Source organism: Streptomyces sp. RLA012 (assembly GCF_056270325.1).
Genome location: NZ_JBWDPA010000002.1, coordinates 5,930,460 through 5,956,049, shown reverse-complemented (window position 1 = coordinate 5,956,049; position 25,590 = coordinate 5,930,460). Strand labels below are relative to the sequence as shown.

Annotated in this window: 22 protein-coding genes and 1 pseudogene; 9 read left to right on the top strand and 14 right to left on the bottom strand. The window is 69.0% G+C overall.

The annotated features are described in order from the left end of the window. Nucleotides 1-53 precede the first annotated feature (53 nt). The 3 genes from RV986_RS27200 (at nt 54) to RV986_RS27190 (ending at nt 4,079) form a co-directional block, all read left to right on the top strand. A complete protein-coding gene (locus RV986_RS27200; protein WP_475924446.1) occupies nt 54-2,546 on the top strand; it encodes an MFS transporter in 2,493 nt (830 codons plus the stop codon). A 107-nt stretch (nt 2,547-2,653) separates the two neighbouring features. Next, entirely contained in the window at nt 2,654-3,466 is an 813-nt protein-coding gene (locus tag RV986_RS27195) for a YceI family protein (RefSeq protein ID WP_475919901.1), read from the top strand. 148 nt (nt 3,467-3,614) lie between these two features. Then, nucleotides 3,615-4,079, top strand: a complete 465-nt coding sequence (locus RV986_RS27190) for a PPOX class F420-dependent oxidoreductase (protein WP_475919900.1) — start codon at nt 3,615-3,617, stop codon at nt 4,077-4,079. Between the two features lie 11 nt (nt 4,080-4,090). Here RV986_RS27190 and RV986_RS27185 read toward each other — a convergent pair whose 3' ends face one another. The 9 genes and pseudogenes from RV986_RS27185 to RV986_RS27145 form a co-directional block, all read right to left on the bottom strand. Further along, a complete protein-coding gene (locus RV986_RS27185; protein ID WP_475919899.1) occupies nt 4,091-4,864 on the bottom strand; it encodes a TetR/AcrR family transcriptional regulator in 774 nt (257 codons plus the stop codon). 151 nt (nt 4,865-5,015) lie between these two features. Further along, nucleotides 5,016-6,521 carry an MFS transporter gene (locus RV986_RS27180; protein WP_475919898.1) on the bottom strand — a complete coding sequence of 502 codons (1,506 nt, stop codon included), beginning with the start codon at nt 6,519-6,521 and terminating at the stop codon, nt 5,016-5,018. Between the two features lie 124 nt (nt 6,522-6,645). Continuing rightward, nucleotides 6,646-8,916, bottom strand: coding sequence for an ArnT family glycosyltransferase (locus RV986_RS27175; RefSeq protein ID WP_475919897.1), 2,271 nt, complete (start codon nt 8,914-8,916; stop codon nt 6,646-6,648). Beyond that, the gene (locus RV986_RS27170) at nt 8,913-10,469 is read right to left on the bottom strand and encodes a bifunctional glycosyltransferase family 2/GtrA family protein (RefSeq protein WP_475919896.1); all 1,557 of its coding nucleotides are present in this window, start codon (nt 10,467-10,469) and stop codon (nt 8,913-8,915) included. The genes RV986_RS27175 and RV986_RS27170 overlap by 4 nt, the downstream gene beginning before the upstream one ends. 14 nt (nt 10,470-10,483) lie before the next feature. Continuing rightward, entirely contained in the window at nt 10,484-12,118 is a 1,635-nt protein-coding gene (locus RV986_RS27165) for an ATP-binding protein (RefSeq protein ID WP_475919895.1), read from the bottom strand. After that, complete coding sequence (locus RV986_RS27160) at nt 12,115-12,855, bottom strand: response regulator transcription factor (protein WP_405881212.1); 741 nt, start codon at nt 12,853-12,855, stop codon at nt 12,115-12,117. The genes RV986_RS27165 and RV986_RS27160 overlap by 4 nt, the downstream gene beginning before the upstream one ends. 126 nt (nt 12,856-12,981) lie before the next feature. After that, complete coding sequence (locus tag RV986_RS27155) at nt 12,982-13,935, bottom strand: amidohydrolase family protein (RefSeq protein ID WP_475924445.1); 954 nt, start codon at nt 13,933-13,935, stop codon at nt 12,982-12,984. A gap of 383 nt (nt 13,936-14,318) precedes the next feature. Beyond that, complete coding sequence (locus RV986_RS27150; protein ID WP_475919894.1) at nt 14,319-15,185, bottom strand: DUF2797 domain-containing protein; 867 nt, start codon at nt 15,183-15,185, stop codon at nt 14,319-14,321. A gap of 165 nt (nt 15,186-15,350) precedes the next feature. Then, nucleotides 15,351-15,539 (bottom strand): annotated as a pseudogene (locus RV986_RS27145) (HGxxPAAW family protein); the annotation flags it as partial. 73 nt (nt 15,540-15,612) lie between these two features. Between RV986_RS27145 and RV986_RS27140 the strand changes: the two are divergent. Further along, nucleotides 15,613-16,098, top strand: coding sequence for a MarR family winged helix-turn-helix transcriptional regulator (locus RV986_RS27140; RefSeq protein ID WP_475919893.1), 486 nt, complete (start codon nt 15,613-15,615; stop codon nt 16,096-16,098). A gap of 138 nt (nt 16,099-16,236) precedes the next feature. On the opposite strand, the gene RV986_RS27135 is transcribed toward RV986_RS27140, so the two are convergent. The 3 genes from RV986_RS27135 to RV986_RS27125 form a co-directional block, all read right to left on the bottom strand. After that, a complete protein-coding gene (locus RV986_RS27135) occupies nt 16,237-17,316 on the bottom strand; it encodes a BRO-N domain-containing protein (RefSeq protein ID WP_475919892.1) in 1,080 nt (359 codons plus the stop codon). Between the two features lie 331 nt (nt 17,317-17,647). Next, entirely contained in the window at nt 17,648-18,166 is a 519-nt protein-coding gene (locus tag RV986_RS27130; RefSeq protein WP_475919891.1) for a calcium-binding protein, read from the bottom strand. A gap of 20 nt (nt 18,167-18,186) precedes the next feature. Then, on the bottom strand, nt 18,187-18,627 hold the full coding sequence (locus tag RV986_RS27125) for a hypothetical protein (protein WP_475919890.1): 441 nt from the start codon (nt 18,625-18,627) through the stop codon (nt 18,187-18,189). 1,575 nt (nt 18,628-20,202) lie between these two features. On the opposite strand from RV986_RS27125, the gene RV986_RS27120 reads away from it, so the two are divergent. Then, complete coding sequence (locus tag RV986_RS27120) at nt 20,203-20,607, top strand: hypothetical protein (protein ID WP_475919889.1); 405 nt, start codon at nt 20,203-20,205, stop codon at nt 20,605-20,607. Between the two features lie 726 nt (nt 20,608-21,333). Here RV986_RS27120 and RV986_RS27115 read toward each other — a convergent pair. Continuing rightward, entirely contained in the window at nt 21,334-21,948 is a 615-nt protein-coding gene (locus RV986_RS27115; RefSeq protein ID WP_475919888.1) for a hypothetical protein, read from the bottom strand. A gap of 509 nt (nt 21,949-22,457) precedes the next feature. Continuing rightward, nucleotides 22,458-23,216 (bottom strand): GntR family transcriptional regulator, encoded by a 759-nt coding sequence (locus tag RV986_RS27110; protein ID WP_475919887.1) that lies wholly within the window; start codon nt 23,214-23,216, stop codon nt 22,458-22,460. A gap of 189 nt (nt 23,217-23,405) precedes the next feature. On the opposite strand from RV986_RS27110, the gene RV986_RS27105 reads away from it, so the two are divergent. From RV986_RS27105 to RV986_RS27090, 4 genes are all read left to right on the top strand, one after another. After that, the gene (locus RV986_RS27105) at nt 23,406-23,735 is read left to right on the top strand and encodes an SCO3933 family regulatory protein (protein ID WP_388217928.1); all 330 of its coding nucleotides are present in this window, start codon (nt 23,406-23,408) and stop codon (nt 23,733-23,735) included. Between the two features lie 3 nt (nt 23,736-23,738). Further along, nucleotides 23,739-25,082 carry an FtsK/SpoIIIE domain-containing protein gene (locus RV986_RS27100; RefSeq protein WP_475919886.1) on the top strand — a complete coding sequence of 448 codons (1,344 nt, stop codon included), beginning with the start codon at nt 23,739-23,741 and terminating at the stop codon, nt 25,080-25,082. Nucleotides 25,083-25,162: 80 nt separating this feature from the next. Then, complete coding sequence (locus RV986_RS27095) at nt 25,163-25,381, top strand: hypothetical protein (protein WP_475919885.1); 219 nt, start codon at nt 25,163-25,165, stop codon at nt 25,379-25,381. A gap of 5 nt (nt 25,382-25,386) precedes the next feature. Further along, nucleotides 25,387-25,590: a hypothetical protein gene (locus RV986_RS27090; protein WP_075031201.1), complete on the top strand. Its 204-nt coding sequence runs from the start codon at nt 25,387-25,389 to the stop codon at nt 25,588-25,590.

Sequence of the window (25,590 nt, the reverse complement as noted above, 5' to 3'; positions counted from 1 at the left end):
CCGGTGTGCGGGCTCACGCCAAGCACGGAGGCGCGTCCTCCGACGGCACTCCGATGACGCATCGGCAGATCATGGAGGCGCTCTCCGGGCTGCTGCTCGGTATGTTCGTCGCGATCCTGTCGTCGACGATCGTCACCAACGCCCTCCCCGAGATCATCGGCGACCTGGGCGGCGGCCAGTCCGCCTACACCTGGGTCGTCACCGCCTCGCTGCTGGCCATGACCGCGACCACGCCTCTGTGGGGCAAGCTCTCCGACCTGTACAGCAAGAAGGCGCTCGTACAGATAGCCCTCGTCATCTACGTGCTGGGATCGGTCGTCGCGGGTCTGTCCCAGAACCCCGGCATGCTCATCGCGTGCCGGGTGGTCCAGGGCGTCGGCGTCGGCGGTCTGTCCGCCCTCGCCCAGATCGTCATGGCCGCGATGATCTCCCCGCGTGAGCGCGGGCGTTACTCCGGCTACCTCGGCGCGACCTTCGCTGTCGCAACGGTCGGCGGCCCGCTGCTCGGCGGTGTCATCACCGACACCTCGTGGCTCGGCTGGCGCTGGTGCTTCTACGTCGGCGTGCCGTTCGCGTTCATCGCGCTGATCGTGCTGCAGAAGACCCTGCACCTGCCCACCGTGAAGCGGGACGTGAAGGTCGACTGGGGCGGCGCGTTCTTCATCTCCGCCGCGGTCTCGCTGCTGCTGGTCTGGGTCACCTTCGCCGGTGACAAGTACGACTGGGTGTCGTGGCAGACGTACGCGATGGTGGGAGGCGCGATCGTCCTCGGGCTGCTGTTCGTGCTCGTCGAGTCCAAGGCGAGCGAGCCGATCATCCCGCTGCGGCTGTTCCGCAACCGCACCATCACTCTCTCCTCCCTCGCCTCGCTCTTCGTGGGCGTCGCGATGTTCACCGGCACCGTCTTCTTCAGCCAGTACTTCCAGCTGGCCCGTGACAAGTCCCCGACGATGTCGGGCGTCTTGACCATCCCGATGATCGCCGGCCTGTTCATCGCCTCCACGGTCTCCGGCCAGGTCATCACCAAGACCGGCCGGTGGAAGTACTGGCTGGTCAGCGGTACCGTCCTGATCACCGCGGGCCTGGGCCTGCTGGGCACCATCCGCTACGACACGACCTACTGGCACGTCGCGATCTTCATGGCGCTGCTCGGTCTCGGCATCGGCATGACGATGCAGAACCTGGTGCTGTCCACGCAGAACCAGGTCGCCCCGTCCGACCTCGGCTCGGCCAGCTCCACGGTGACGTTCTTCCGCTCCCTCGGTGGTGCGATCGGCGTCTCCGCGCTGGGCGCGATCATGTCCACCCGGATCGCCGACTACGTCAAGGACGGCCTGGCCGGCATCGACCCCAAGTACGCGGCCGCCGCGTCCGCTTCCGGCTCCGGCACCATCCCGGACATGGACGCGCTGCCCGCCCCGCTGCGCACCGTCCTGGAGAGCGCCTACGGTCACGGCATCGCGGACGTCTTCATGATCGCCTCCGTCCTGGCGCTGCTCGCCTTCTTCGTCGTCCTCTTCATCAAGGAGGTCCCGCTGCGGACCTCGGGCGCGCTGGTCCAGGCGGCGGAGGCCAAGGCGGAAGCCGCGGCCACCACCGGTGCTCCGGCCGTCTCCCAGGCTCCGGCCGCCACCGAGGCGCCCGCCGCCGAGGAGAGCACCCCGAGCTGGGCCACCGTCGCCGAGACGAGCCCCCAGGCCGACCCTCGGACCGGCCCCGAGGGCACGCAGCGGCTCGCCGCCGTCGCCACCGCGACACGGGAGAGCGCCCCGCTGCCCGCCTCCGGCGGCATCCCGGTCCGCGGTCACGTCCGCGGCGCCGAGAGCGCGCCCGTCCCGCAGGCCGCGGTCACGCTGATCTCGCTCGCGGGACGGCAGCTGGGCCGGTCGGTCGCGCAGGCCGACGGCGCCTACGCGGTGGACGCGCCCGGCGCGGGCTCGTACGTCCTGATCGCCTCCGCCGACGGCTTCCAGCCGCAGGCCTCGACGGTCGTCGTGCACGACGAGCCGGTGGCGTTCGACATCCTGCTGAGCGGCACGAGCGGGCTGACCGGGCTGGTGCGGGCCGCCGAGACCGGCACCCCGGTCAAGGACGCCATGGTCATCGTGACCGACGTCCGCGGTGATGTGCTGGCCACCGGGACCACCGGTGAGCACGGCGAGTTCGGCTTCGCCGAGCTGGTCCCGGGCCAGGTGACCATCGCGGTGAACGCGGCGGGCCACCGCCCGCAGGCCCTGCTCGTCGAGGTCGGCGGCACCGGGGTCACCCGGGTCGAGGTCGAACTCCGCGCGGGCGCCCAGCTCCAGGGAGTCGTACGGGCGCCCGGCGGCCCCCTGACCGACGCCCGGGTCACGCTGGTCGACGCGGCCGGCAACGTGATCGGCACGGCCAGGACCGGCACGGACGGCGCGTACGCCTTCACCGATCTGGACGGCGGCGAGTACACCGTCATCGCGACGGGGTACCCCCCGGTGGCGACGGCCCTCACGGTCTCCGGCCGAGGCGTCGACGACCACGACATCGCCCTCGCCCACCCCGGCGAGTAGTCGATACCCCGGCCCGTGGGGGACGCGCGCACTCTGAGCGGAGGTGCGCCCCCCACGGGCCGGTCTCATCGCGACCAATTTTTAGTGCTTTGCAGGGAGAAAACGGGATGGGACTGACCGCACGGATTCGTACGCGGGACGGATGGGCCGTGTCGCACGCGGTCGTCACGGTGACCGACATGACGGGTACGCAGGTGCTGCGCGCCGAGACGGACACCGAGGGAACCGTGCACGACCCGACCGCCCTCGCCCCCGGCGCGTACACCGTGATCGTGACGGCGGTCGGGTACGCGCCCGCCGCGTCCAGCGCGATCGTCACGGCGAGCGGCCGGGCCGAGATCGGCACCGTGACCCTCGCCCGTCAGGGCGGCACCGAACTGCCGCCGCCCGGCCCCTGGACCGTCGACCCCGCGCACTCCTCCGTCGGCGCGGTCGCCCAGCACCTGGGCATCTCCAGCGTGCACGGACGTTTCACGGACTTCGCCGCCACGATCGAGATCGCCCCGGACGAGGTGGCCAAGTCCCGTGTCGAGGCGGTGATCAGGGCCGCGTCCATCGACACCGGAAACGGCATGCGCGACGGCCATCTGAAGTCCCCCGACTTCCTCGACGTCGAGACCCACCCCGAGATCACCTACCGCTCGACCGGCCTGACCCCGGCCGGCTCCGACCGCTGGACCGTCCACGGCGAACTCACCATGCGCGGCATCGCCCGCCCGGTCGATCTGAACCTCGCCTACCTGGGCACGGGCGCGGACCCCTGGGGCGGCACGCGGGCCGCCTTCCGGGCGACGACCGAACTCCACCGCGAGGACTTCGCCATGAACTACAACCAGGTCATCCAGGCGGGCATCTCGGCGATCGGCACCACGCTGAAGGTGGAACTGGACATCCAGGCGGTACAGGGAGCGCCCGTTTAGGAGCGCGGGCCTGTGACGTGGCGCGGGCCTGTGACGTGGCGCGGGCCTGTGACGTGGTGCGGGCCTGTGACGTGGTGCGGCTCCGCCGCGTGGACGCGACCAGCCACGAAGAACCCGCACCCGAACGACCACCCTCTACGCTTCCTGCATGGCACCGAACATCGCTACGAACACCGCCGTGTCCCTGGACGAACTGCTCGACTTCGTACGCCCCCGCCACCGCGCCATCCTGCTGACCCGCAGGGCGGACGGCAGCCCCCAGGGCTCGCCGCTGACCTGCGGGGTCGACGACGCCGGGCGGATCGTCGTCTCGACCTACCCCGAACGCGCGAAGACCCGTAACGCCCAGCGGGACGAGCGCGTCAGCCTGATCGTGCTGAGCGACGAGTGGAACGGACCCTGGGTCCAGATCGACGGCACGGCCGAGGTCATCGACTCCCCCGAATCCGTCGAGCCCCTCGTCGAGTACTACCGGAACATCGCGGGCGAGCACCCGGACTGGGACGAGTACCGGCAGGCCATGCTCAAGCAGGGCAAGTCCATCATCCGGGTCACGCCGGTGAAGTGGGGCCCGGTCGCGACGGGCGGCTTCCCCGCCCGGCTGGCGCCCTAAGGCCCCGAGCTCTAAGCCCTCGCGACCATCGTCTCGATCCCCGCGATCAGCGTCTCCAGCGCGAACGTGAAGTCCCGCTCGCGCATCTCCTCGACCGTGTCACCGCCGCGGGCCTCCATGAGGTCCGCGGCGTTCTCGAAGTTGACCGCGAACTCCGGCTGCTCGCTGATCGTGCTCATGGCCTGGCGGAAGTACTCGTCCTGGGTCATGCCCGCCGAGGCGCAGCGCTGTACGAAGTGGCCCTCGATGGTGCCGAAGCCGTACACGAACTGGAAGACGGCCGAGAGCGCGCCCATCTGGCCGTGCGGGGGCAGGCCGGTGTTGCGGACCACCTTCTGGACGCAGAGCGAGAAGGCCATGGAGTGCGGGCCGATGTTCAGGAAGGTCCCGATGAGCGGGGACACCCAGGGGTGGCGGACCAGCAGCGCCCGGTAGCCGGTGGCGAGGGAGCGGAGCTGGTCGCGCCAGTCCGTGCCCGCGTCCGGATCGGGCAGCTCCAGTTCGCCGAAGACCGCGTCGAGGGCCAGTTCGAGCAGATCGTCCTTGGTGTCGACGTACCAGTACACGGACATCGCGGTGACGTTCAGCTCGGCGGCCAGCCGGCGCATGGAGAACTTCGCCATGCCCTCGGCGTCCAGCAGCCGTACGGTGACCTCGGTGATCCGGCCCCGGTCGAGCCCCGACGGCTGCCCGCCCCCGCGCGCCGCACCGCCCCGGGGTGCCTTGCCCTCCAGCCAGACACTGGTCCGCGCCGGACGCTCGGCACGGTCGGCTGCCCTCACCATGGCGCACCTTCCTTGGAACTTGGAACTCGGAACTTAAGTACTCGGAACTCAGCGGTTGGCGGTAAGCGGTGAGCACTCAGCAGTGAGCACTCGGCGCTCGGCGTTCGAAAGCGGCGGCAGCGGGTCCGCCCTCCCCGATGCTAAGCGGGCGCTACGCCGAAACCGCCACCGCGGAGTCTGCCCTCTCCGCACGCCGTAGCAACGCCGCGGCCAGCAGTCCACCGAGAAGGACGGCCACCGCGCCCACCAGCTGACTGGTCTGCAGGCCTGAGGAGAACGCGTCCGTGATCCGCCCGCGTTCCTCGTCCGAGCCCGCCGAGGCCAGCGCCGCGGGCAGCGAGGCCGCCGCCACCGGAATCAGCGCCGCGAAACGGGAGTTGAGGACCGCCCCGAGCACCGCGACGCCCAGGCCGTTGCCGAACTCGGCGAGCGTGCCGTTGATGCCCGCGCCGACGCCGGCCTTCTCCGGCGGGATCGCGCTCATGATGGCGTGCGCCATCGCCGGGTTGGCCACGGCGGCGCCCGCGCCGATCAGCAGCAGGCCGAGCAGTGTGCCGCCGTACCCGTGCGCGGCGAGCGTCGCGATCGACACCAAGCCGCCCGACATCAGTGTCATCCCGAGCGCGATCGACACCGGCGTGCCGAGCCGCGCCGTCCACTTCGCCGACAGGCCGGTGAAGTTCAGCGCCACGACCGCGAGCGCGAGCGGCGCCGTACGCAGTCCGGCCTCCAAGGGGCCGTACCCCAGAACGAATTGGAGGTGCTGGGTGAGGAGGAAGAGGGCCCCGCCCATGCCGAAGGTGATGAGGACGACTCCCGCGACGGCTCCCGTGAACCGCCGGTCACGGAAGAAGTGCAGGTCGAGCATGGGGTACGGGATCCGGCTCTCCCAGTACGCGAAGGCGGCCAGCACCAGCACGGCGACCGTGGCCGTGGCCGACACCCGGCCCGAGGTCCAGCCGTGCCCGGGGCCGGAGATGATCGCGTAGACGAGGGCGGTCATGCCGATCGTCGACAGCAGCGCTCCCACCAGGTCCGGACGGTTCCCGCGGGGGCTCTTGGACTCCGGTACGAGGGCCACCACCGCGGCGAGTGCCAGCGCCGCGACCGGCAGGTTGAGCAGGAAGATCGCGCCCCACCAGAAGTGGTTGAGCACGAAGCCGCCGAGGAGCGGGCCGACCGCGAAGCCGAGCGCGTTGACGGCGCTCCAGATGCCGATCGCCTTCGGGTGCTCGGCAGGCGTGAAGATCTGCATGGCGACGGCGAGGGTGGTGGTCAGCAGCAGCGCGCCCCCGATGCCCATGCCCGCCCGTGCGGCGATCAACTGGCCGGTGGAGTCGGCAAGTCCGGCCACCAGCGAGCCGATCCCGAACAGGACGAGCCCCACGATCAGCATCTTCTTGCGGCCGTAGACGTCGGCCGCGCTGCCCGCCGTGAGCAGCAGCCCGGACTGCACCAGTGAGTACGCGTTGATCATCCACTGGATGTCGGAGGTGGCCGCGCCCAACTCCCGGGTGAGGGAGGGGATCGCGACGTTCAGGACGGTGTTGTCGAGCAGCACGGTGAGCTGCGCGAGGCAGATGACGCCGAGGATCAGCCAGCGTTGGGGGTGGCCTTGCGTCTGGTTCCCGGGGTGCCCTGGGGGAGTCGTGGACATGCTGTACACCGTAGAACAGTTCCCATACGGCGTACAACGCGGTTCTCCGGGCGTACGAAAGGGCGGTGGCCCGGAGCTGGATCGCTCCGGGCCACCGCCCCTCACCAAAGCCCTGTTCAGCTGATCAACTGGTCGGCTGCGTCAGGTCGTAGAAGGTGGCCGAACCCACCGTCACCTTCTTGAAGTTGGCCGTGACCCACGAGCTGATCTGGGAGGAGGTGGAGGTGGTGGAGGAGGAGTTGCCGCCACCGCCCATGCTGCCGCCCGAGATCAAGTAATGGATCTTGCCGTCCGTCACGTACTTCTTGAACTGCGCCAGCGTCGGGGACGGGTCGGTTCCGTTGAAGCCGCCGATCGCCATCACCGGCTTGCCGGTGGCGAGCTGGTAGCTCGCGGAGTTCTGGGAACCGATGGCCGCGGCCGCCCAGGTGTACTTGTCCGCGTCGGTCTCCAGCAGCTTCTTGGCCGCGGAGGTGACGGTCGCGCCGTTGAGCAGACCGCCCACACCGCCACCGCCCATGCCGCCCTCGCCCATCGCGCCACCGCCGGGCATACCGCCCTGCTGGTTCTGGCCCTGGGTGTTGCCGTTGCCCTGCTGGTTCGTGCCACCGCCCGGGAAGCCGCCGGTACCGCCCGTCGGGGGCTGGCCCATGCCGCCGCCCTGCTGGTTGGTGCCGTTGCCGCCCTGCTGGTTGGTGTTTCCGTTCTGGCCACCACCCGGGAAGCCGCCCCGCATGCCACCGCCGCCACCGCCACCGGGACCGCCGCCCCGGCCGCCCATCATGCTGGCGCCCGCCGGACCGGCCGTCACGATCGAACCGGTGTGCCCGGTGTTCACCGTGGACAGCGTGTACGCCGTCGGGCCCGCGACCGAGGCCACGAAGCTCAGCCCGACCGCCGCGAGGGCCAGTTGGCGGCCCAGCCTGGCCGCGAAGATCAGGCCGAGCGCGCCGGCCAGACCGCCGACGAGGACGAGCCACTTCAGCCAGGGCAGGTAGTCGGGGGTGCGGTTGAGGAGGACGTAACCCCAGGCCGCGGTCGCGGTGACCGCGCCCGCCAGGGTGAGCGAGGCCCAGGTCTTGGACCGCTCCTCCCACAGCGCCGTCACGCCCATGCCGACGACGGCCGCGATGTAGGGGGCCAGGGCGATCGTGTAGTACTGGTGGAAGATGCCCGCCATGTAGCTGAAGATGATCGCGGTCATCAGCAGCGCGCCGCCCCAGGCGAGGAACGAGCTGCGGGTCAGGTCGGTGCGCCTGGCCTTGCGGGTGAGGACGATGCCCGCGACGAACAGGATCAGCGCGGCGGGCAGCAGCCAGGAGATCTGGCTGCCGATCTCCGAGTTGAACATCCGGTTCCAGCCGGTCTCGCCCCACTGGCCGGTGCCCCCGGCTCCGCCGCCGCCTCCGCCGCCGACGCTTCCGGTCTCGTCGCCGTTGATACGGCCGAGTCCGTTGTAGCCGAAGGTCAGCTCAAGGAAGGAGTTGTTCTGCGAGCCGCCGATGTACGGGCGGGAGGACGCGGGCCACAGCTCCACGATCGCGACCCACCAGCCGCCGGCGACGATCATCGCCACCGCCGACAGGCCCAGTTGCGCGAACCGCTTCTTCAGCTGCACCGGCGCGCAGACCGCGTACACGACCGCGAGCGGCGGCAGGATCAGGAAGGCCTGCAGGGTCTTCGACAGGAACGCGAAGCCGACCGCGACGCCCGCCCAGACCAGCCACTTCGTCCGGCCGTCCTCCAGACCGCGGACCACGCAGTAGATCGTGACGGTCATCAGCAGCGCCAGTATCGCGTCCGGGTTGTTGAACCGGAACATCAGCGCCGCGACGGGAGTGATCGCGAGCACCGCACCCGCGATCAGACCGGCCGCCGGGCTGAAGCGACGGCGCACGGCCGCGTACAGGACGCCGACCGTGGCGACGCCCATCAGCACCTCGGGGACGAGGATCGCCCACGAGTTGAGGCCGAAGATCCGTACCGACAGGGCCATCGGCCACAGCGAGGCCGGGGGCTTGTCGACGGTGATGGCGTTGGCCGAGTCGAGCGAGCCGAAGAACAGGGCCTTCCAGCTCTGGCTGCCGGCCTGGACGGCCGCGGAGTAGAAGGAGTTGGCGTACCCGGAGGCGCTCAGGTTGTAGAGGTAGAGCAGGCCGGTGGCGACGAGCAGGCCGAGGAAGGCGGGACGCACCCAGCGCGGGTCCTCGGGCCGGCCGCGCCAGGCGCGCCGGAAGAAGGGCTGCTTGGGCTCACCGGACTGCGGGGCCACGGTGGGCTGCGCGACGGGCTCCTGCAGAGCCGTCGAGCTCGGCGGCCCCCAGGAGGGCCCGGCGCCCCCGGAGGGACTCATGCCCCCCTGATGGCTCGTACTCGTGTCGGACTGAGTCGTCATCGTGCGTCCCTCGTGTTCCTCGTGTCCCTCGGGTCGTGATCGTGCGGGCGCACCGCCTGCAGCTGCATGGTTGCGTCCCCCCAGGTGCGGTCCACGGCTTCACCGGCGCGGAACTCGTTGGTCTGGTTGTGGTCGTGGTTGATGTACGGAGCTTGGGGCGCCGTCGGGCTCGGGCCCTGAAGCAGCGGCTGGTGCGAGTGCTGCTGGTGGTGCTGGTGCTGGTGCTGGTGCTGGTGCTGGTGCGCCGCCGTCGTACTGAAGGTGGGCGAGGCCGGGTGGTGCGAGGCGACGACGGTCGAGGCCGCCGTCTCGTCGTGCCGGTCCGGAAAGACCCAGGCGCGGAAGAGCAGGAACCTCAGCACGGTCGCCGCGAGGTTGGCGGCGATGAGCACCGCCAGTTCGGTGGAGTGCGCGGGGCTGCTCGTCGCCGCGTTCAGGGCGGCGAGCGAGCCGCTGGTGAGGGCGAGGCCGATACCGAAGACGACCAGGCCCTGCGCCTGGTGCCGCACCGCGCTGCCCCGGCCGCGGACACCGAAGGTCAGCCGCCGGTTGGCCGCGGTGTTGGCGACGGCCGAGACGAGCAGCGCGAGCGCGTTGGCGATCTGCGAGCCCGAGAACGAGCGGAAGCCGCTGTACAGGAGCAGGTAGAAGAGGGTGGACAGGGCGCCCACCACACAGAAGCCGACGAGCTGGCGTGCCAGGCCCTTGGGTACGTCGGTCAGGTCCCGGTCGCGCGGATCGTCCCCGAAGGGGCGCACAAGGCGGTCGAGCGGGAGCGAACCGGTGGCGAGGGCGCGCCCCACGCGCCACACGCCCTTCAGGTCGTCGGTCGCGGTCTTCACGATGTGCACGGTCGAGTTCGGGTCGTCGACCCAGTCGACCGGCACCTCGTGGATGCGCAGTCCGGCGCGCTCGGCGAGCACCAGCATCTCGGTGTCGAAGAACCAGCCGGTGTCCTCGATCAGCGGCAGCAGTACCTGGGCGACATCGCGGCGGATCGCCTTGAAGCCGCACTGCGCGTCCGAGAAGCGGGCCTGCAGTGAGCCGCGCAGGATCAGGTTGTAGGTACGGCTGATGAACTCCCGCTTGGCACCGCGCACCACGCGCGAGCTCCGGGCCAGCCGGGAGCCGATCGCGAGGTCCGAGTGGCCCGAGATCAGCGGGGCCACCAGCGGCAGCAGGGCATTGAGGTCGGTGGACAGGTCCACGTCCATATAGGCGAGGATCGGAGCGTCCGAGGCCGACCACACGGTGCGCAGCGCGCGCCCCCGGCCCTTCTGCTCAAGCCGGAAGGACCTGACCTCCGGTATCTCCGACTCCAGCCGTGCGGCCACCTGCGGGGTGGTGTCCGTCGACGCGTTGTCCGCGATCGTGATCCGGAACGCGTACGGGAAGGTGCGCTTGAGATGCTCGTGCAGTCTCACCACACACGGCTGGAGATCCTTCTCCTCGTTGTAAACGGGGATCACTACGTCCAGGACAGGCGTACCGGCGGACCCGGCCGGGAGGTGCTCCCGCGCCGGCAGGTTGCCGGGAGAAGAGTCGGTTCGCATACGAACGACTCTGATCAAACGCCCTGTTGCACCCATGTGGTGGCGCTGTGCTGTGCCTGTGAGTGCAGTTGCGCCTTTGTTTCCACGAACGGATCCACGTACGTTTCGACGGCGAGCGCGGGCAGATGCAGGGTGAACACAGTCCTGCCGGGCATGCTGTCCACGGTGACGGCACCCCCGTGCGCGGCCGCGACGGCCTGCACGATCGCGAGTCCCAGACCGGTCGAGCCGGAGGACCGGGAGCGCGAGGAATCACCGCGTGCGAAGCGTTCGAAGACGCGCGGGAGCAGGTCGGGCGGGATGCCGGGCCCGTCGTCCTGGACGTCCACACACAGCCACGGCCCGTGCCGGTGCACACGTGCGGTGACCGTCGTACCGGGCGGGGTGTGGGTTCTGGCGTTCGCGAACAGATTGACCATGACCTGTTGCAGCCGTGCGGCGTCCGCCAGCACGAGCGCGGGCTCCTCCGGCAGTTCGAGCCGCCAGTTGTGCTCGCGCCCGGCCGCCCGGGCGTCGCTCACCGCGTCGATGACGAGCGGTACGAGGTCGGTCTGGTCGTACTGGAGCGGGCGCCCCGCGTCCAGCCGCGCGAGCAGCAGCAGGTCCTCGACGAGGAAGGTCATGCGCCCGGCCTCGGACTCGATCCGCCCGAGGGCGTGCCGGGTGTCGGGCCCGGTCTCCTCACGGCCGCGTCTGGTCAGCTCGGCATAGCCACGGATCGACGCCAGCGGCGTACGCAGCTCATGGCTCGCGTCCGCGACGAACTGCCGTACCCGCATCTCGCTCTGCTGGCGTGCGTGCAGGGCACCGTGGATGTGGTCGAGCATGCGGTTGAGCGCGGCGCCGACCTGGCCGACCTCGGTGTGCGGGTCGGCCTCGGACTCCGGGACCCGCTCGTAGAGGGTGACCTCACCGGTGTGCAGCGGGAGTTCGGAGACGCGGGTGGCGGTGGAGGCGACCTTGCGCAGGGGGCGCAGGGCGAGCCCGACGAGCACGCTGCCGGCGATGCCGGCGGCGATGAGACCGGCGGCGGTGACGCTGACCTCGACCCAGATGAGGGTGTTGATGGTGTTGGTGACGTCCCTGGTGGGGATGGCCACGTAGTACTCGCCCTTGGGGCCGCTCATGTACATGACGCGGTATTCGCCGAGGCCGAACAGTTCCACGTTGTGCTTGCCGGTCTTCGCGACGGACCCCAGCGCCGTCTTCTGCGCTGCCGTGAGGTCCTTGGCGGTCATGCTCGCGAAGGCGCCGCCGCTGGTGGTGTTCTCCTTCTTGATCACCGCTTTGGTGACCACGCCGTTCTTCACTACCGCGGCGACGGTGTTCACCCCGTTCGGGCCTCGGGTGAGGAAGGTGAAGGGGTCGTTCGTGGTGTCTTCGAGGTTCCCGCCCGGAGGCGTGTCGGCCGGGTTCCCGTTCCCGCCGCCCGGTTTCACCGGTCCTCCGCCGACCGCCCGCATGGCGGTCTCGGCCACCTGGCCGTCCAGCTGGTCGTACAGATGCGAGCGCAGCGCGAACGTCGTCACCGTACCGATCACCGCACACACCACCGCGATCAGCGTGACCGCGGAGACGACAAGCCGCGTCCGCAGCGTGCGCGGCTGTCGTCCTCGCCCCTGCTTCCGCGGCCGTCGTCGTCCGCTCATGACACCGCGGGCTTGATCAGGTAACCGGCCCCACGCCGGGTGTGGATCATCGGCTCACGACCGGCGTCGATCTTGCGGCGCAGGTAGGAGATGTAGAGCTCGACGACGTTGGCCTGGCCACCGAAGTCGTACGACCACACGCGGTCGAGTATCTGCGCTTTGCTGAGGACACGCCGGGGATTACGCATGAGGAACCGCAGGAGTTCAAACTCCGTCGCGGTGAGGTGGATGTTCTCCCCGGCCCGCGAGACCTCGTGGCTGTCCTCGTCGAGAGTGAGGTCCCCCACGACCAGCACGGAGTCGGAGCGCCGGTCGGCGGCACCGGAACGGCGGATCAGTCCGCGCAGCCGGGCCACGACCTCCTCCAGACTGAAGGGCTTGGTGACGTAGTCGTCGCCGCCGGCCGTCAGCCCCGCGATGCGGTCCTCGACGGCGTCCTTGGCCGTGAGGAAGAGGACGGGCACGTCGGGCAGATCGCGGCGCAGACGCCCCAGGACCGCGAGGCCGTCCATGTCCGGCAGCATCATGTCGAGAACGACGGCGTCGGGCCGAAACTCGCGCGCGGTCTGCACCGCGCCCTGTCCGTCACCCGCACTGCGGATCTGCCAGCCTTCATAGCGAAGGGCCATGGACAGAAGCTCGGTGATCGACAGCTCGTCGTCCACCACCAGCACTCGGACGGGGCTCCCGTCCGGCCTCAGCAGTTCGGTGCGCCCCTGGGGCGAGGTCGTGGTCATAGCGGACACCTTGGCGGGGCCCCCTGAGAGCATGCTTTCGGGAACCTGTGATTTTCCTGAGAAACACACAGGTGCCTCTCAGGGAACGCCTGGGAAGATCACGGGCTTCCACGGGACGCCACCGGGTCAGGATGTGATCTTGAAAAGACGTGCCCCGTTCTCGTAGCAGACGGCCCTCAGCCAGTCGTCCCCCAACCCGAGCCGTTCCAGAGCGTGCAGCTGATGGACATAGGGATAGGGGATGTTCGGGAAGTCGCTCCCCAGCAGGACCCGGTCGCCCAGGCCGACGAGCCGGGCGGCGGCCTCCCGCGGAAACGGCGCGAACCGCTCACCGAAGTCCGTGAACGCCATCGTCGTGTCCAGCCGCACTTCCCCGTACCGCTCCGCGAGCCCAAGGAACTCCTCGTACTCGGGCATCCCCAGGTGCGCGACGATCAGCCGCAGCCGGGGGTGCCGGGCGAGGACGCGGGCGACCGGCTCGGGCCCGGTGTGCTTGCCGGGCGCGGGCCCGGATCCGCAGTGCATCACCACGGGGATCCCGACCTCGGCGAGCAGGCCCCAGGTGGAGTCCAGGAGTCGATCACTCGGGTCGTACGCCCCCACCTGGACGTGTGCCTTGAAGACCCGGGCCCCTTGCTCGACGGCCTCCCGTACGTATCCCTCGACACCCGGTTCCGGAAAGAGGGTGGCGGTGTGCAGGCAGTCGGGCGTCCGGCGGGCGAAGTCGACGGCCCAGGAGTTGAGCCACTGCGCCATGCCGGCCTTGTGCGGGTAGAGCATCGCGGTGAAGGCCCGTACTCCGAACTCCCGGATCACCGCGAGCCGTTCGTCCTCCTCCGCGCGGTAGGTGATGGGCCACTCGACACCGCCGGTCAGCGAGCCGAGTCCGTCGAAGTAGGCCCACACCTTGCGCAGGACGCGCTCCGGCATGAAGTGCGTGTGGACATCGACGAGCCCCGGAAGCCCGAGCCGCCCCCAGAACCCCCGTACGCCCTCCCTATCAGCCACCCGCCCACCCGCCCCCTCGACTCCGTTCAGCCCTGCGGCTCCGCTCAGCCCCTCGACTCCGCCCGAACCCATTGCTCCGCTCACCTCCACGGCTCCGCCCGAACCCTGGGCTCCGCTCACTCCCGGGGCTCCACTCACTCCCGCGGCTCCACTCACTCCCGGGGCTCCGCTCGAATCCTTGGCGCCACTCAGACCTACGGCTCCGCTCAGACCTACGGCTCCGCTCAGACCTACGGCTCCGCTCAGACCTACGGCTCCGCTCAGACCTACGGCTCCGCTCAGACCTACGGCTCCGCTCGAATCCTTCGCTCCGCCGCTCGTCCCAGTCGCTCTCCCCCGCTCGTCCCTCACCTCTCATCCCTCACGGCTCATCCCCCGCCACTCGTCCCCTTGCCCGCCTCCTGGTCGCCCGCCTCCTGTTCGCCTGCCTCCCGGTCGCCCGCCTCCCGGACGTCTCAGAAGAGCCCCTCCTGCATCTCCCCGCCTCCGAACTCCTTCACGGGCACGGTGACTTCATCCCGCTCCGCGGCGGTCAGCTCCCACCCGGTCATGAGCCGGGTATCGACCACGACGACCCCGCGCCCGGTAGCCAGATGCAGATCGGGCCCGGCGGCGGCGACCAGCTCCCCGCTCACCACACCGCCCGCGACGAGCTCGCTCACCGCACCGACGGCCGCCGGGAGCCCGGCGAGCCCGAACACATCGGTGTGGTCGACCGCCTGGAAAGGCGCACGCTCCAGGGACTCCGGCCAGCCATCGAGCTCCATGACCCGCGCGTGCAGCTCCCGGATCTCCTCCAGCCGCTCGTCCGCGCCCGGCAACACGGCCCGCACCGCCCTCTTCTCGGCGTACGGAATCCGGTCCGGCACCCGAAGCGCGGCCCGCAACAGTTCCTCGGTCCGCCGCGCCGCCATCAACGGCCCCTGCCCCAGCCAGCTGAAGACGACGGCCCCCTGCTCCAGCAACCGTGCGGACCCGCGCGCGGCTCCGGTGATCCCGACCTTGACCATGCCGGGCCCGAACCACGCGAGATACACGCGGTACGGCCGCGGATCGTCGGCCATCGTGTCGGCGGCCACGGAGTGCGCCCGGTCCAGCCGCGCGCACTCCTCGCAGCGGGCGCCCGCACTCCGCCCCGACACGGCCGCCCGCACGGGGCACGCGTTCCCCCGCGCCCCCACACACGTCCGTACGCCCCCGTCCACCACTCCAAAGGCCACCCGCTTCCCCCAGGACAGCGCACTGCCCCGCCCACCGCCCCACACCAGCACGGGGCCGTCCACCGACCACCGCAGACCCGAACATCTCCACGTCTGTGCCATCACCCACGAGCGTAGGGCTTACCACCGACAACGCGACTCGGCGGACAGATCGGGCGAAAGGCAAGCCGGACAAGCACGGCGAACAAGCAGGACGAACAGACAGGACGAGCAGCCAGGACGAGCAGGCGGGACGAGCAGGCGGGACGAGCAGCCAGGGCCGGCAGCTCAAGCGACGGTCTCGGTCACCGGGTCACCGCTCACGGGCTTCCCGCCGACGGCGACGTCGGTGCCCGTCGCGGGCCGTCCCCGTCCGGCCAGCCGACACCCCACACACCCGGGATGTCCCTCCCGCGCACCGAGGTCCCTGACCCGCAATCCCCACTCGGCGGCGGGCCGCCGCCCGGGCGGCTTGCCCCGTGACATGAGGGCCTAGAATCCCTCACAGACTAAGAAATCTACTCCAGAAACCTCTCACGCACTAAGGGAAATGACAATGGAGCAGGCCAAGCCGCGCCCGCCCGCGACTCCGGCCCAGGCGCTGAGCGCCATGGACCACCTCGTCGCGACGGCCATGATCGGCCAGCAGGAGATGGCCCAGCGGCTGGACCTGAACGTCACCGACCTCACCTGCTTCGGCTTCGTCCTGGAGGCGGGCGACACCCTCCTGACGGCCGGCGACCTGGCGGAACGCGCCCACGTCACGACGGGCGCCGTCACCGGCATCCTCAACCGCCTCGAACGCGCCGGCTACGTCACCCGCCGCCCCGACCTCGAGGACCGCCGCCGCGTCCGCGTCGCCGCGAACCCCGACGCGGTCGCCCGCGTGACGGCCCTCTACCAGCCGCACTACACCCGCCTCGCCGAACTCTTCTCCGACTACTCGCCCGCCGAAATCGCGGTCCTGTACGACTGGTTCACCCGTACGGGCAAGTTGATGAGCGATTACCTGGAGGAGCTGCGACAGCGGGACTGAGCCCCCTCGCCTCCACTAACGTACGAGGGGCCCGACAACGTACGAGGGGCCCGAAGCCGCAACTTCCTTTTGCGGCTTCGGGCCCTTCTCGTTCTCCGCCGCTGTCCGGCGTCCCCCCAGGGCGGCACGTAATGCCGGCTAGGGCAGCACGTACACCGGCGCTCCGTCCGCCGCATACCCGCTCTGCTTCATGCACCCGCGTTTGAGCAGCATCCGCACACTGTCGAGGACACGCTCCACCGTCAGCCCGGTCCGCCCGGCGATCTCCTCCAGCCGGCACTGCGCCTTCCCTCGCACGAGCGCGGGCGCGAGATACGCGGCGACGGCGTGCACATCCGCGGTGACGACAAGTTTCTCCGCCTGCCACCCGGCCAGCAGCTCCTGCGGAGTCATCGCCGGCGGCTTCCCACCCCCGCCGCCCACCCCCATCCGCCCGGCGATCCGATCCAACGACTCGGCCATGCGCCCCAGCGCCGCCGCCATCGCGTCCTGACTCCGGGCGATCACCTCCTGGCTTCGTGCGATCACCTCATGACTTCGCGCCATCGCGTCCTGACTCCGAGCCACGACAGTCCAGCCACGGTTGGACTCGCGCAACAGCCGATTCCGCTCGGCCGCCAACCGTTCCCGCTGTACCGCCAGCCGATTGCCCTCAGCCATCAGCGCATTGCGCTCCGCCAACAACTCGTTCCGCGCCGCCACCCGCGCCGCGAGCTCCTCGTCCGCCCGAATGTTCCGCTCCTCCAGCCGCACAAGAGCATCGGCGACCTGCTGAGGCACGACATAGGCGACACCACCGTGGGGGGCGGGTTGTACGGGGGCGGGTTCGAGTTCGTAGCAGCCGTCGCGCTGGATGGTCGCGACCACCTCGGCCACCCATGCCTCGAAGGGCTCGCACTCGGGCTTGGTGCATCCGTTGACGAGCTGGACGAGCCCTTCGAGGTTCACCATCTTCATCGACTTCTGCAGCCGGTGACCTGCTACTTTGCGCAAGGTGTCTGCTGTGCAGACGCTTCCCGCAAGCTCACTCAGACGCTTCTGCCAGCGTGCGGCAACATGCATCTGCAGGGCTTGCCGCGTGTTCGCGTACCCCAGGCTCCTCGCCACGTCCGCCGCCGGGAACCAGTGCTCCCCCTGCGGCAACGTCAGCCGCCGCACCCGCGCCCCGGTCGCCGCGAACACGAAGTCGTCGACGTCGATCGCATCCTGCTCGTACATCGAGCACCACCTCCACGCCGGAAAATAGGCGAGGAAGTATGCAACTCCCGTATAAATCAACGATGTTCACCCGATAGGCGACAGAAGGATCGATTCCGCGCAGGAACACCCACATCGGCCAGACAGGCGACCCCGCACGTCCGCGCACCTTCGCTGCCCTCAGAGCCGCCTTGTGGCATGGGTGAGTACAGGTGAGCTTCCATCAGGAGGCTCAGTCACGGATTTCCCTACATGGCGCGGCCTACGGTCAAAGCAATGCCTCCGGCGGGGGATCGGCCGGCACCGCCGGGCATGTACGACACGCCCGGCGGCTGCCTTCAAGTGGTTTGCACTAGGGGTTGCATTGGGTGGCGCCTGCACCGGTGGAGGGGCGGACGCAGAAATCGATGCCGGGCCCACCGTTGTTGGTGTTCGTGCCGGGTCCGCCGTCGAGGGCGTCGTTGCCGTTCTGGCCGAGGAGGGTGTCGTTTCCGGCGGTGCCTTGGAGGGCGTCGTTGCCGTTGCCGCCCTCGATACGGTCGTTGCCGTCGGCCCCGGCAAGGGCGTCGTTGCCGTCACCGCCGCACAGCAGGTCGTCGCCGCCGAGCCCGTTGATGGTGTCGCTGCCGCCGAGCCCGAAGATCGCATCTCGTGCCTGGGTGCCGATGAGGATGTTGGGGCGGTCGTTGCCGGTGATGACGTTGAAGCCCTGGGCCTGCAGGTCGGCGGGGCTGGTGGCGCAGGTAGGGGGAGCGGGGGGCTGCACGGTGAGGGTGAACTGCCGTGCGGCCGCAGGCACGCCCGGGTTGGGGTCGGTGGCCGTGACGGTGAACGTGAACGTGCCATTTGTGGTGGGAGTGCCGGAGATCACTCCGCTGTCCGGGTCGAGGCTCAGGCCGGGGGCAGGGAGCCGCCGGTAACCGCGAAGGTGGGGTTCCCGGTGCCGCCGGTGGTCTGCAGGGTGGTGGAGTACGCGACGTTCTGGGTTGCGTCAGGCAGCGGGCTCACCGTGCTGAAGGCCAGGTCCTGGACCGTGTAGGTGATGGTCACCTGACCATTCGTGTCAGGGGTTCCAACGGACGAGGTGGAGTAAGCGGTGCTGGTGCCCGTCGGGGTGGCGAAACTGCTGCCTCCACCGCCGCTCCCTCCGCCGGCGGCACCCGAGGTGGTGGCCGAAGCACCCCCTCCACCACCGCCGAAGTAACCGCCTCCGCCGCCTCCGCCACCGGAGACGACAAGTCCGGCGCCACAGCCGGAGTAGTTGCCGCCCGAGCCCCCGGTACCGACCACGGCGGCGGAGAAACCACCCCCTGTGCCGCCGGCCTGGGCCATACACGGCGGGGCGACACCTCCTGCACCTCCTGCGCCTCCTGCGCTGGTGGTACCCCCGCCACCGCCACCTCCAGGGGAACCGCCGAAAGTTCCTCCCGGGTCACCGGCAGTGCCGTTCGGGGTGCCGCCGCCACCCCCGTTGGAAGGGAAATTGCGTCCCCCGGTACCGCCGCCCCCGCCCGCCACCACGAGCAGGCTGCCGCCCGTTGACACACTCGACGCCCCACCCCCACCGGAACCGTTGGAAATTGGAGTGGTAGGTCCCGCTCCACCCGACGCTCCGCCGTTGAACCCGCCGGCGGCACCCACGTTGCTACTACAGCCCCTGCCGCCGGCGCCACCCACATTGACAGTGACGGGCGACGGGGTCGCGGAGGCCGGGAGAGTGGTGACCACCCGCGCCCCTGCACCACCCGTTCCGCCATTGACGCAAGAACCGTTGCGGGTACTGCCACCGCCGGCGCCGTCCGCGGTGATCGTTACCGCTGTATTGGCCGGGACGGTGAAGCTCTGCGGGGCACCCGTGAAGGTGAAAGTCTCCGTAAGGAGAACTGCACGGGGCGACGCCGCAGCCGCCGTAGCCGGAACCAGCCCAAGACCGGACAGGACCACACACAGGGCCGTCGCAGTGCCTGCGCCATACCACCGCCCGCCGCCGAGCCTCCCGTGATGAGGCACTGATCGCACGATCAGAGCCGATTTCCGCGCCTGCCCATTGTCCACCGATCTCTCCCGAGGCTTTTGAACCGATGCCCGTGCTCGATCAGCAGCAGGCCTGCACCTCCGTTATCCGGCGGCACCCAAGCGCACCGTACACAATAAAATGACAAATAGGATGATTTGCCCTTTACGTGTCACGCACGGGTGTCCCGGGCCGGTATGGCTTCGCTTGAATACGCCAGGAGACGGCACCACCGCCCGCAAGGCGGGTGTCGGTTCCGGCGCGTTCCGCTTCGCCGCGCCGCATGCGGCCGGAAATGCCGCGTAGGCCATCCCGGCCTATGTACACGCCCCTGCACTGCGGCAGCACGGTGTGCAGGTAGGCGTAGCCGGTGTTGGTGCGGTTTCGCCGGCCCCTTCTTGGCATCGCGATCCAGAGTCCAGGCATCCGCCACCTTGATCACCGCGATGTCGAGAAGTTCGACGACCTCCTCAGGCAACGCGACCGGGAGGCCGGGCAGGGCATCTTCACCCGCTCCCCCGAGGAGGTGGCCTTCGTGCGTCCCAACGCCAGGGTCCACCGCAATGCCGCAGTCACATCCGATGCACCATCCACCCCTCTTCGAGGCGGTTGCCGTCAAACACTGCCGTCAAGGCAAAAACCAGAGGCCCTGTGGATTCCTCCACAGGGCCTCTGGTCAGCTGTGCACTCGGCAGGATTCGAACCTGCAACCTTCTGATCCGTAGCTCTAGATAGATCGGTCAATGACGGTCATACAGGCCGCGCTTCGGGTCTACAAGGACGCTACGGGACGGGACCGGTTGCTGTGGTTGCTGTACTTCGCTGCTGTACCGCCACCTCAGGGCTTCATTCTGGCCTGCGCGTGACAGGGAGTCCGAGGAGCTCACCGGCAAGTGCATCAGCTTCATCCGCGACGGCGAGTTGGACACGTTCCGCAAGGGCTACCGCGGCATGGACATTCCACTGATCATGACATCCGGCCGCGCAAGCTGGTGACGCGTATCGCGATCCTGGTCAAGAAGGCGGGCCCGGGTCGGCGCAAGGACCTGATCCCCAGAGGCGAGGACGCGGCCGCTGAGATCGAGGGCTACACCGAGAGCACTGCTTGGCGGAAGGTCGAGGTGCAGGCAGGGAAGCCGAAGGTCTTCCTGGAGATGAAGTACTTCGTGGACGGCAACGTTGACATCGCCGTGAAGTTCAACTCCGTGCGGAACTACCTCGTCTCTCAAACGTGCATGTTTCACGTGAAACACCTGTACGAACGCCGTTCTGGCCTCGCAGCGGATACCAACAGATGACGTCGTTCCGACGGTGCAAGGGCTCCTAGCGCGTTACGGACAGGTCGCTGGTCAGGAAGGGTGGGGGCACACACGCGCCTGGAGTCCAGGAGTCCGACGTGGTTCGCAAGTTCAACTCCGGACCGATGGCCGACCAGCGACTACCGACCTGCTCAGCAGGATGCAGAGGCACCGTCATACCTTGCCGCTCTTGCGGGAGTTGATACGTGGAGGGGCACCCGCTGTCAGTGCGGTGCGTCAGACTGGTTCTCGCGGCCGCAGGCCTCCACCGGAAACGGCGGCGGCCCCCTGGTCCTACGCAGGAGGCCGCCATCACCGTCGGGAACATCAGTCAAAGGAGGTCGACATTCCCAGCAACAGGAAGCATAGGCGCCAGGTACGACAGTGCCCTAGCTCGATGATCGCTCGGACAAGCCGCTCGCGTGACCACATACGCACTCACGTGGAAGAACGTCCAGCGCGGCGCCACTTCCGCCGTCTCTTGAACTCCGCCACGGATGAGCTTCTGCGTGCCGGGGTGAAGGCCAGCGTGAGCGGGGTCGGAGCACTCGCGCTGTACTGGTGGAATCACCACCGCTGAGTCACCCAGGGTGCTTGTGCTCCGCTCTCCGCGATCGGAGCCCAAGCACACCCCTCCGACCACGGCTTAAAGGAGCAACGTCGGACGGTTGCGAGGGTGACCTGCGGCTCTGCTCCAGGTACCGCAGTCCAGTGCTGCCCGCGACGCTAGTTCCCGGGGTCCGGCGGTTCCGGGAGAGGGCGCGGCAAGGGATCAGCTCCCTCGGCCCATACACGAGTGCAGGACGGCATCCCGGAAAGTGCACCCACGGTTGCCCCGAACTTGCGACCGTCCTCGTGACGGAACGCAAGTTCGTAACGCTGAGACTCCACGTCAACGCTTGAGTGCAGGACCGTGAGCCTCTCGACGGCCACGTCGTAGTGCTGGTGAATGCGTGATCGTGCGATCTCAACAGCTTGCTCCGTTGAAGGCATGGACCCCCATACGTCGCCATCCGCTCGACTCTTCAACTTCTCATAGACGCTCTTGATCGCTGCGGTGACGGCTACCGCTCCGACCCCTCCCGCAGCGTTTGAAGAGACCTGCATGATGATCTCGGAGAAGGATCCTGCGGCGCCCCAACTGTGCTTGCCGGTCTTGGCCAACACGGTGCTGTTATTCGGGTATTCGTTACCCTCGGCCCACGGGATCGCATCGAGATCATCGAGGACTTCTTCGGTGAACATGTCGAGGTGATCAAGCGCTAGATCCCAGACCTCGTGCGGGTAGTGGAACATGTCATCCACTAGCGCAACAGAGATGCGTGACTCCTGGGCCCTCATGCTTCCTCCGTGCATTGGATGAAGCTGATCGTGACAGGCGCATTGGCTGTCACGCAGGCGAACAGGAGCTTCCGCCGCAGCTCTTCTCAGCCCACCACTCTCCCAAGCTCCCATCCCGTCTGCCGTCGGCCCACACACCGTGGAGCGGGCGTGGTTCAGGGCGTCAAGGTGGAGCGCGCCACTGTACGAACGACCTTGACGCCCTGGGCCGCGGCTGCTCGGCTCTGCCTGGGTCGATGGCAGACGGGATGGGAGCACCCCGCGCACGCCACACTCGGCCGGCACTCGCGAACGGCGCCCCCGCCATCTCGGAGCCTGAGCGCCCCCGCCGGAGGCACGTTCTGACCGGAGCACTCCGTGTCCAGGTCTCTACTCATGGGCCGTTGCTTGCTGCGGCCCCAGGGGCCGACCCCGGCGCCGAAGGCGCAGAGGGGTCGGGCCCCAGGGGCCAGCCCGCGCTCGCGCGGGCACTTGATGAGGTAGAGAAACCTGTAACAGCTCGCGCTTGCTCAGGCGTCGAAGTCGTACTCCAGGATGTAAGAGGCAGCGTCAAGAGTCATCTCGTTGATCTCGACGGGGCGCCCTTCGTCCGCGAACGCAGTGCGACAGATGAGGATCACGGGAGTGCCTGCGGAGATGCTCAACTGTGCCGCTTCATGCTTCGTGGGCATGCGTGAGCGGATCTCCTCGCGAAAGTGCACTGGCTTGTATCCGAGTTCGGCCAACCGTGCGTAAGTACCGCCTGGCCCTGTGTCCTCCTGCGTGATGGCCGATCCAGCGACCACAGACGTGGGCAAATAGCTCGTCGCGAGCAGAACGGGCTTCCCATCCAGGACGAACCGCCTACGCCTCACGCATACGGTGTCCTCACCCGCAAGATCCAGGACTTGCCCGATCCGCTCTGGCGCTGCTTCCTCAGAAACCGTCACCTGGTCCACGACGAGCGAGCGGTTGTCGATGTCCGCAGACCAAATCGACCGACCGCTGCCCCACTGATCTTGCGCCAGCCGCTGAATGCCTCGGCGGCGCAGTGGGCGGAAGTTGCGCACGAACACGCCGGCGCCCTTGCGGGACTCAGCAACGCCTTCATCCCTCAGAACACCCAGGGCCTGACGAGCCGTCATGCGGGCCACGCCATGCGCGGCCATCAGCTCGTTCTCTCCCGGAAGCCGATCACCGGGACCGTACTCGCCCGCTTGGATCGCCTCCCGCAGAGAGTCCGCGATCCGCTGGTACTTGGGCCGACGGTCGTCGTCGGTGTTGGCCATTCCGGAGCCCTCCTCTCTTCTCTAGACAGCCTAGGCCATAGGTACACGGCCCGCCCTGTGCGTGTAGCCGCAATCCGACGCCTTCAACATCTCTAGACAGATTCTCTTGACGTCTCTAGACATGTGCGCTCCAATGGAGATGTCTAGAGAGGTCGCGATGGGTGGCCTCACGAAACGAGGGATGTACGCATGCCGTCGTTCAAGATCGATGTTTCGACCGCTGTCGTGTTCGTGGCGACCGCGCCGACGCCGAAGCTGGTCAGTCAGAAGACCGGGGAGCGGGCGGTGGACCGGGAGACCGGTGCCGGCCTGTCCACGGTGGGTCTGCTCATCTCGGACGAGGGGGAGGGGAACCTCTACCAGGTGACCGTTCCCGAGACGGGCCTCCCCGAGGGTCTCGCTCCGGGTGTGCCGGTGAAGGTGATCGGCCTGAAGGCGCGGGACTGGGAGAACGAGTTCAACGGGCAGAAGCGGCACGGCATCTCGTTCCGCGCGGTGGCCGTGACGGCGGTGGCCTGAGCCATGGCTGATCTGTCCCTGTGGCTGGAGGCGTCGGGCGTCTTAGCGGGTGCCGGTGGTCTGGGCTACGCGAAGTTCCGCGCGCCGCGCGTGTACTGGTCGTTCGTCGGACTGCCGGCGGCCTGGGGTCGATTCACCCTGTCGTACCGCTCGACGATGGATGTGTGCGGTCTGACGGTGCAGCCGTCGGGTCTGCGGGCGTTCATGGTCCGCAACGTCGCCCGGCGTGAGGTGCAGCCGGTGCCGCCGAAGGTCCGCCGGGTGCGTGGGACCTCCACCGGTCTGCGGGTCACGTTGCGGCTCCCCGCGGGTCTGGAGCCGGCGGACGTGGTCGCCTCCTCGGAACGGCTGCGCCATGCCTGGGGCGTGCACTCGGTCACCGTGATCGAGACGAAGCCCGGGTTCGTGGAACTGCGGATGACCGGGTACGACGTACTGCGCCGGGTGCGGATGCCGCGCAAGGCACAGCCTCACGACATGATCGTGCCGGTGGCGCTACGCGAGGACGGAACCGCCTTCGTCCGCGACTACCGCAAGGTCCCGATGGCCCTGACCCTCGGCGCCAACCAGTCCGGCAAGTCCATGTTCCAACGCAACCTGGTCATGGGCTTGGCCCAACTGCCGGTGGCCCTGGCGGGCATCGACTGCAAACGCGGTGTCGAACAGTCCTCCTACGCGCCGCGCCTGTCGGCCCTGGCCACCGATCCGGACCGTGCCGCCGCACTGCTCGATGTCCTGGTCGCCGAGATGGAATCCCGGTTCGACCTGCTGAGCCTGTACGGCGTGTCGGACCTGTGGGAACTGCCCGCGAAGGTACGGCCGGTGCCGATCGTGCTCCTCGTCGACGAGATCGCGGAACTCTTCCTGATCTCCTCAAAGAAGGATGAAGAGCGCCGCGAACGGCTGGTGACGGCACTGATCCGGCTGGCGCAGATGGCCCGTGCCGCCGGGATCTACCTGGAGATCTGCGGGCAGCGCTTCGGCTCCGAACTCGGCAAGGGCGCCACCATGCTCCGTGCCCAGCTCACCGGGCGTGTGGTGCACCGCGTCAACGACAAGCAGACCGCCGAGATGGGCCTCGGTGACGTCGCCTCGGAAGCGGTCCCGATGGTCACGACGATCCCGCCGGACAAGGCCGGCCTGGCGGTCGCCGCCGACTCCTCCGGTGGCTGGTCCCGCATCCGTACCCCGATGACGACACAGGCCGAAGCCACGGCGGTGTGCCGGGAGTTCGCCCACCTGGTCCCGCATCTGCCCGCGCTCGACCCGTTCCGCCCGCACGTCCCGGCCGGCCCCGTGCCTGAGAGCGTGCCGCCGCTGGTCAAGCCGGTACCGGTCCCCGAGTAGCACCCCTGTTCCACCCCGGTGGCGCGACCGCTTCGCGCCAGGTCCCTACCCCCTCCATGCCGGAAACCGGAAGGACTCCGATGCCTCACAAGCCCTGGTTTGAATTCGACCCGGTCGAACGAGACGACGCCAACCGGCTCGGGTTCCTGTACGAGGCCCTGCTCAACCACCTGCACTTCAACCCGGTGGTGGACGACTTCACCACGGCCCTGAACAGCGCTCTGAACGCTGAATTCGCCCACCGCGCGGAGGGCATCTACCCGCCCGCCGGGCACGACTACCCCGGTATGGACCGGTGAGCGGCATGTGCGAGCACTGCGAGGACTTCCACCGCACGGTGCTGATGCTCGGCTCCCTGGCCCTGTACGCCGACCTGTACGGCGCCGATCACGCGTTCGTGGACGCGATCGCCCCGTCCATCGCGGCCTCCCTGCCCGAGCCCCCTCCGGGCCTGTTCCCGCCCGGCTTCGACCCCACCGACGGCCCCGAGTACCCCGGCGAGGGGTGA